The organism is Azospira sp. MPR-E4 (genome assembly GCF_058809645.1).
On the sequence record NZ_JBXAST010000025.1, the window covers coordinates 40,165 to 47,428 of the forward strand.

4 protein-coding genes are annotated in these 7,264 nt (G+C 69.3%); 3 read left to right on the forward strand and 1 reads right to left on the reverse strand.

Features of this window, described 5'->3' with window-relative positions; all coding sequences use genetic code 11:
* Positions 1–4: 4 nt before the first annotated feature.
* Positions 5–1,861 carry a DNA mismatch repair endonuclease MutL gene (gene mutL, locus AC1RTA_RS09455; protein WP_492784587.1) on the reverse strand — a complete coding sequence of 619 codons (1,857 nt, stop codon included), beginning with the start codon at positions 1,859–1,861 and terminating at the stop codon, positions 5–7.
* Between the two features lie 156 nt (positions 1,862–2,017).
* On the opposite strand from mutL, the gene AC1RTA_RS09460 reads away from it, so the two are divergent.
* Genes AC1RTA_RS09460 through AC1RTA_RS09470 form a run of 3 tightly spaced genes read left to right on the forward strand, consistent with a single transcriptional unit; the run spans position 2,018 to position 7,215 of the window.
* Positions 2,018–3,736, forward strand: a complete 1,719-nt coding sequence (locus tag AC1RTA_RS09460; protein ID WP_492784588.1) for a putative bifunctional diguanylate cyclase/phosphodiesterase — start codon at positions 2,018–2,020, stop codon at positions 3,734–3,736.
* A gap of 7 nt (positions 3,737–3,743) precedes the next feature.
* Positions 3,744–6,743 carry a PAS domain S-box protein gene (locus AC1RTA_RS09465; RefSeq protein WP_492784589.1) on the forward strand — a complete coding sequence of 1,000 codons (3,000 nt, stop codon included), beginning with the start codon at positions 3,744–3,746 and terminating at the stop codon, positions 6,741–6,743.
* Positions 6,744–6,768: 25 nt separating this feature from the next.
* A complete protein-coding gene (locus tag AC1RTA_RS09470) occupies positions 6,769–7,215 on the forward strand; it encodes a response regulator (RefSeq protein WP_014236636.1) in 447 nt (148 codons plus the stop codon).
* Positions 7,216–7,264: the final 49 nt, after the last annotated feature.

The following is a 7,264-nucleotide window of genomic DNA, read 5'->3' on the forward strand; positions in this document are numbered from 1 at the left end:
GCCATCACTGCCCCCGCAGGAAGAGCTTGTCCAGGTCCGCCAGGGACAGCTCGGTCCAGGTGGGGCGGCCGTGGTTGCACTGGTCGGCCCGTTCGGTCTCTTCCATCTGGCGCAAGAGGGCGTTCATTTCCGGCACGGTGAGCAGGCGCCGGGCGCGCACGGCGCCGTGGCAGGCCAGGGTGGCCAGGAGTTCGTTGCGCCGGGCGGTGGATACCTGGGAAGCCCCGTGTTCCATCAGCTCGGCCAGCAGGCTGCGGGCCAGGTTCACCGGATCGCCGCCAGCCAACAGCTGGGGCACGGAACGCAGGGCCAGTTCGTTGGGGCCCAGGGGCGCCAGTTCGAAGCCCAGTTCGGCCATGGTGGCGCCGTGTTCCTCCACCGCCGCCACCTCGTGGGCGCTGGCGGAGAACACCGCCGGAATGAGCAGGGCCTGGGTCGGCACCGCCTTGCTGTCGTAGGCGGTCTTCAGCTTTTCGTAGAGGATGCGCTCGTGGGCGGCGTGCATGTCCACCAGGATCAGGCCCCGGGCATTCTGGGCCAGCACGTAGATGCCGTGCAGCTGGGCCAGGGCATAGCCCAGGGGTGGCGCCTCCTGGCCGGTGGCATCGGCGGCGGCCGCTGCCGGGGCGAAGCTGCCGCCACCGGGAAAGGCGCTGCCAGGGCCCGGCCCCTGCCGGGCCGCTGCGGCGAAAGCCAGGTAGGACGTGGCAGACGGCTCGGCCACCCCCAGGCTGCCCTGGCGGGGCGGGTTCCAGGCCGGCATGGCCGATGAACGTTGCCCATAGCCGCTGTCGGCATGGACAGGGCCGGGCGCCGCACCGACATTGCCGCCCAGGGCTGCCAATCCGGGGGAAGCGGTCTGCACTTCCCGGCTCGGGTCGCTGATGACCTGGGAGAGGGCCTTATGCACCGCGTGATAGACGAACTGGTGCACCGCCCGGCCATCGCGGAAGCGCACTTCGGTCTTGGCCGGGTGCACATTCACATCCACCGCCGCCGGGTCGATCTCGATGAACAGGGCGTAGCCCGGGTGGCGACTGCCGTGCAGCATGTCCTGGTAGGCCTCGCGCAGGGCGTGGGCCAGCAGCTTGTCGCGGACGAAGCGGCCGTTCACGAAGACGTACTGGGCATCCCGCCCGGGGCGGGACCAGGCGGGTTGGGCGGCGTAGCCGACAATCGACAGCCCGTTGATGGAGGCCTCGACGCGGCGGCATTCGGTGAGAAAATCCTGGCCCAGGATGGCGCCGACCCGGCCGGCCAGATCGGCTTTGGGCAAAGACAGGCTGACCCGGCCGTTGTGGGCCAGGGAAAAGGCCACGCCCGGATGAGCCAGGGCGACGCGCTTCACCGCATCGGCGCAGTGGGCGAATTCGGTGCCTTCGGACTTCAAGAATTTGCGCCGGGCCGGGGTGTTGTAATAGAGGTCCCGCATTTCCACCACGGTACCGGCGGCCAGGGCGGCCGGTTCCGCCTCGCCGCTGCCGTGGGCCGCCAGCTTCCAGGCATGGCCGGCGCCGGCGGCGCGGCTGGTGAGGGTGAGGCGGGCCACCGCCGCCACCGAGGCCAGGGCCTCGCCGCGGAAGCCCAGGGTGGCCACCTGTTCCAGGTCTTCCAGGCTGGCGATCTTGCTGGTGGCGTGGCGGGTCAGGGCCAGGGGCAGTTCTTCCTGGGGAATGCCGCAGCCGTCGTCGCTGACCCGGATCAGCTTCACCCCGCCCTCTTCCAGCTGGATCTGGATGGCCTGGCTGCCTGCGTCCAGGGCGTTTTCCAGCACTTCCTTGAGGACCGAGGCGGGCCGTTCCACCACCTCGCCGGCGGCGATCTGGCTGATGAGAAGGTCGGGCAGGAGGCGGATGGGCATGGCGGCAACGGAGTCGGGAACAAACGGCGAGGGGGCATTATAGCCCCTGCCGAAGTCGGCTCCGGGCGCGGCGTTGCGGCCGCCATGCGGGGCTACCGCCGGTAGCGGAAGTCGCTATAATCGTCCCACACCTGTCATACAACGGCGCCATACCCCATGCCCGTATCGCCTGAGTCTGCACTGCCCCTGCGCGTCCTCTTCGTCGACGACTCCGAACTGGATGTGGAGCTGGCCGCCCGTGCCCTGCGCCAGAGCGGCCACCGCATCGAGTGGACACGGGTGGAGACCGGCGCCGCCATGGAGGAGCAACTGGCCCAGGGCGGCTGGGACGTGGTCATCTGCGACCACAACATGCCCGAGTTCGACTCAGTCTCGGCCCTGGCCCTGCTGCAGTCCCGGGGGGGCGACCTGCCCTTCGTCATCGTCTCCGGCATGATCCCCGACGACATCGCCATCGAGGCCATGCGCCGCGGCGCCCGGGACTTCGTCAGCAAGGACAACCTGAGCCGCCTGGCTCCGGTGGTGGAGCGGGAGATCCGGGAGGCCGGCAACCGGGCTGCCCTGCGCCAGGCCCAGGCCAGCCTGGAACACCTGCTGCGCTTCGACCCCCTGACCGGCATCGCCAACGTGGATTTCCTGCTGGAACACCTGGAACACCGCAGCGCCCCCGAACAGGCCCCCTTCCTCCTGCTGCTGGTGGACATCAACCGCTTCCGCAAGATCATGCACGGCATGGGCATGGTCCTGGCCAACCGGGTGCTGCGGGCCGTGGCTCGGCGCCTCTCGGCCCTCATCGGCGAGGACGATTTCGTCGCCCGGGCCTCCTCCGACCGCTTCGCCCTGGTGCTCTCCGGCATCGCCGACCCGGCCGGAGCCGAGGCCTGGTTCGAGCGCCTGCGGGAAGCCTTCGCCGCCGGCTTTTCCATCCAGGGCCAGGACCTGTACCTGACCTGCAGCATCGGCGCCGCCCTCCACCCCCGCTCCGCCGACAAGGAGAACGAAGGCCTGGACCTCATGCAGCACGCCGAAGCGGCCCTGGAAACGGCCAAGCGGGCCGGCCCCGGCCAGGCCCGCCTCTTCCACGAGCGCATGGCCCAGCCGGAAAAGGGCCGCCTGGTGCTGGAAGCGGCCCTCTACCACGCCCTGGTCAATCACGAATTCGTGCTGCACTACCAGCCCCAGGTGGACCTGGCCACGGGCCGCATCACCGGGGTCGAGGCCCTGCTGCGCTGGCGGAGCCCGGAACGGGGCCTGGTCTCGCCCCTGGAATTCATTCCCCTGCTGGAGGAAACGGGCCTCATCGTCCCCGTCGGCGAATGGGTGCTGGGGGAAGCCTGCCGCCAGAGCGTCAAATGGGCCCAGGCCGGCCACCACGACCTGCGGGTGGCGGTGAACCTCTCCGCCCTGCAGTTCCAGCAGCCCCGCCTGGCCGAATCGGTGGCCATGGTGATCCAGCGCTCCGGCGCCGATCCGCGCAACATCGAGCTGGAGATCACCGAAAACATCGCCATGAACCAGGAGGAGGAAGTCCTGGACACCCTGCAGCAGCTGCGGGACATCGGCGTCTCCCTGGCCATCGACGACTTCGGCACCGGCTACTCCTCCCTTTCCTATCTGCAGCAGTTCCCGGTGAACCGGCTGAAGATCGACCAGTCCTTCGTCCGCGGCCCGGCCGCCGGCAGCGACCTCTCCATTGCCCGGGCCATCGTCGCCATGGGCACCAGCCTGGGCCTGGAGGTCATCGCCGAGGGCGTGGAAACCGCCGACCAGCGCAGCCGCCTTCAAGAGTGCGGCTGCAGCGAGGGCCAGGGCTACCACTTCGCCCGCCCGGCCCTGCCCGAAGACCTGGCACCGGCCCTGGCCCAGTGGCGCTGAAGCGGTCATGGCGCTGCCTTCGCTTCTCGCACTCCCCGGCCGGCTGCGGCGCCTCCTTTCCCTTTTTTCCTTCCGCTTCTCCTTCCTGCTGCTGATCCTGGGCCTGCTGTCGAGCCCCCTGGCCCGGGCCCAGAATTATTCCCCCGAGCAGCGCCAGTGGCTGGCCCAGCACCCGGAAATCCGGGTCGGCGCCACGGAAATGCCCAACCTGCTGATGCGGGACTTCCGCAGCGGCAGCTACTCGGGCCTCTCGGTGGACATGCTGAAGCTCTACGAGCAGCGCCTCGGCGTGCGCTTCCAGATGGTCTATTACGGCAGCCTGGAAGACATGCACGACGGCATCCGCAACCGGGAGGTGGACCTGCTCTTCGCCGCCGTGCACACCCCGGGACGGGAAACCTACCTGAGCTTCCCCAAGCCCTACGCCGAGCTGGAAACCAAGATCATCGTGCGCCAGGAGACCCTGGGCACCGGCCCCCTCACCCTGGACCAGCTGGAAGGACGCAAGGTGGCGGTGCTGGCCGGCAGCGCCCTGGAGGACCGCCTGCGGCGGGAGTATCCCGGGCTGCACCTGGCCCCCAGCCGGGACGAGCTGTCGGCCCTGACCAAGCTGGCCTTCAGCGAGGTGGATGCGGCGGTCACCGACCTGGGCCGGGTCACCTACTACGTGCAGAAGGAAGGCCTGGTCAATCTGGCCGTAGGCGGCAACACCGGCATCAACTACGCCTTCACCTTCGGCGTGCGCGGCGACTGGCCCGAGCTGACCGCCCTCATGGACCAGACCGCCGCCGCCATTCCGGCCCAGGAAAAGGAACAGGTGCTGCAGCGCTGGCTGCGGGTGGGCAACACCGGCCCCTGGAACAACCCCAATTTCTGGTGGGTGGCGGGCGGCCTGCTGACCCTCGTCGCCGCGGCCCTGGGGGTGATCCTCTTCTGGAACCGGACCCTGCGCCAGGAAGTGGCGACCCGCACCGCCCAGCTGGACGCCCAGATGGCCGAACTGCTGGAGGTGGACCGGGACCTGCGGGAGAGCGAGGCCCGCTTCCGCGACCTGGCCGAGCTGTCCTATGACTGGTACTGGGAGCAGGACGAGAACTGCCGCTTCACCATGATGTCCGGCGGCGCCTTCCAGAAGGGCCGCCTGCCCCTGGAGCAGTACCTGGGCAAGACCCGCTGGGAACTGCCCCTGCTCGGCGTCACCCCGGAGCAGATGACCGCCCACCGGGCCCAGCAGGAAGCCCACCTGCCGTTCCGGGACTTCACCTACCAGATCGTCGCCGGCGACGGCGAAATCCACTGGTACGTCAGCAACGGCCGCCCGGTCTTCGACGAGCGGGGCCAGTTCCGCGGCTACCGCGGCACCGGCCAGGACATCACCGCCCGCATGCGCACCCAGCAGGCCCTCATCGACAGCGAACAGCGCATCCGGGGTCTGCTCGACAGTACCTTCTCCTTCGTCGGCCTGATGGACCCCCAGGGCACCCTGCTGGAGGCCAACCGCACCTCCCTGGAGTTCGCCGGCGCCGCCAAGGAAGAGGTGGTGGGCCACCCCTTCTGGGACACCCCCTGGTGGGACCGGGACAGCGACAGCCGGGAAACCCTGCGCCAGGCCGTGGCCCGGGCGCGCCAGGGCGAGACGGTGCGCTTCGCCGCCAGCCACCGCACCGCCCAGGGCATCCTGCACTGGATCGACGTCAGCATCACCCCGGTGCGGGACGAGCACGGCCGCGTCATCTACCTCATTCCCGAAGGCCGGGACGTGACCGAGATGCGCCGCACCCAGGAAGCCCTGCGGGCCCTGGTGGAAAACACCGCCACGGTCTATGGCGAAGCCTTCCTCGATTCCCTGGTGCAGCACGTGGCCACCCTCTTCGACGTGGCCTACGCCTTCGTCGGCGAAGTGGACCCGGACGGCTGCCACATCCGCACCCTCTCCAGCTGGACCCACGGCGCCCCCTCCACCAATTTCGCCTACGCCCTGGATGGCACGCCCTGCCAGGTCATGCTCGGCTCCGGCCCGACCCTCTTCCCCCGGGGCATCACCGAGCTGTTCCCGGACAACCGGGCCCTGAAGGAAATGAAGGCGGAAAGCTACATGGGCGCCCCCATCACCGGCAACGGCGGCAAGATCCTGGGCCTGCTGGTGGTGATCGACGACAAGCCCCTGCCCGAGGCCAGCGGCTACCTACCCATCATCAGCCTGTTCGCCCTGCGGGCCGGCATGGAAATGGAGCGCATGGCCCAGGAACGGGCCATGCGCAGCCTCAACCAGGAACTGGAACGGCGGGTGGCCGAACGCACCGACCAGCTGGCGGTGGCCAACAAGGAGCTGGAAGCCTTCTCCTACTCCGTCTCCCACGACCTGCGGGCGCCCCTTCGCCACGTCTCCGGCTTCGTCAGCCTGCTCGAGGCCGATGCGGACAACCGGCTGTCGGAGGCCAGCCGGCGCTATCTCAACATCATCACCGAGGCCGCCAACCGCATGGGCGACCTCATCGACGGCCTGCTGGCCTTCTCCCGCATCGGCCGGGCCGAAGTGCACAAGACCCCGGTGGACCTCAACAAGCTGCTCCAGGAAGTGATCGACGACCTGGCCCAGGAGCCCCGCGCCCCGGCGGTGGATTGGGCCATCGGCAGCCTGCCGCAGGTGCTGGCGGACCGCACCCTGATCCGCCAGGTGCTGGCCAATCTGGTGGGAAACGCCCTCAAGTACTCGCGCAAGCGGGAGCGGGCCCAGATCCACATCGCCGCCGAGAGCGGGGAGCACGAAGGGCGGCCCGAGTGGGTGATCCGCATCGCCGACAACGGCGTCGGCTTCAACATGAAATACGTGGGCAAGCTGTTCGGCGTCTTCCAGCGCCTGCACGGCGCCGCCGATTTCGAGGGCACCGGCATCGGCCTGGCCAACGTGCGTCGGGTGGTGGAGCGCCACGGCGGCCGCACCTGGGCCGAGGCCGAGCCCGACCGGGGCGCCACCTTCTACTTCAGCCTGCCCCGGGACGAATGATGCATAAAGACAATAAGGAGATTCCATGGAACTGAAGCGCATCCTCCTGGCGGAAGACGATCCCCGGGACGTGGAACTGGCCCTGGAAGGCCTGGGTGCCAGCCACCTGGCCAACGAGGTGGAGGTGGTGAACGACGGCGAGCAGGCCCTGGACTACCTCTACCGCCGCGGCCCCTTCGCCGACCGGCCGGCGGGCAACCCGGCCCTGATCCTGCTGGACCTGAAGATGCCCCTGGTGAGCGGCCTGGAAGTGCTGCGGGAGATCAAGCAGGACGAGGAGCTGCGCCACGTGCCGGTGGTCATGCTGACCTCCTCCCGGGAGGAGCGGGACCTGGACGAGGCCTACGACCTGGGCTGCAACGCCTACGTGGTGAAGCCGGTGAATTTCCGCGACTTCATCGACGCGGTGAAATCCCTGGGCCTGTTCTGGGCCGTGCTCAACGAGCCGCCGCCGGGCTGCGTGCACAAGTAGGCTAGAATCCGGGCCTGGCGGCCCCGCCCGGAGCCGCCCCATCCGCCCC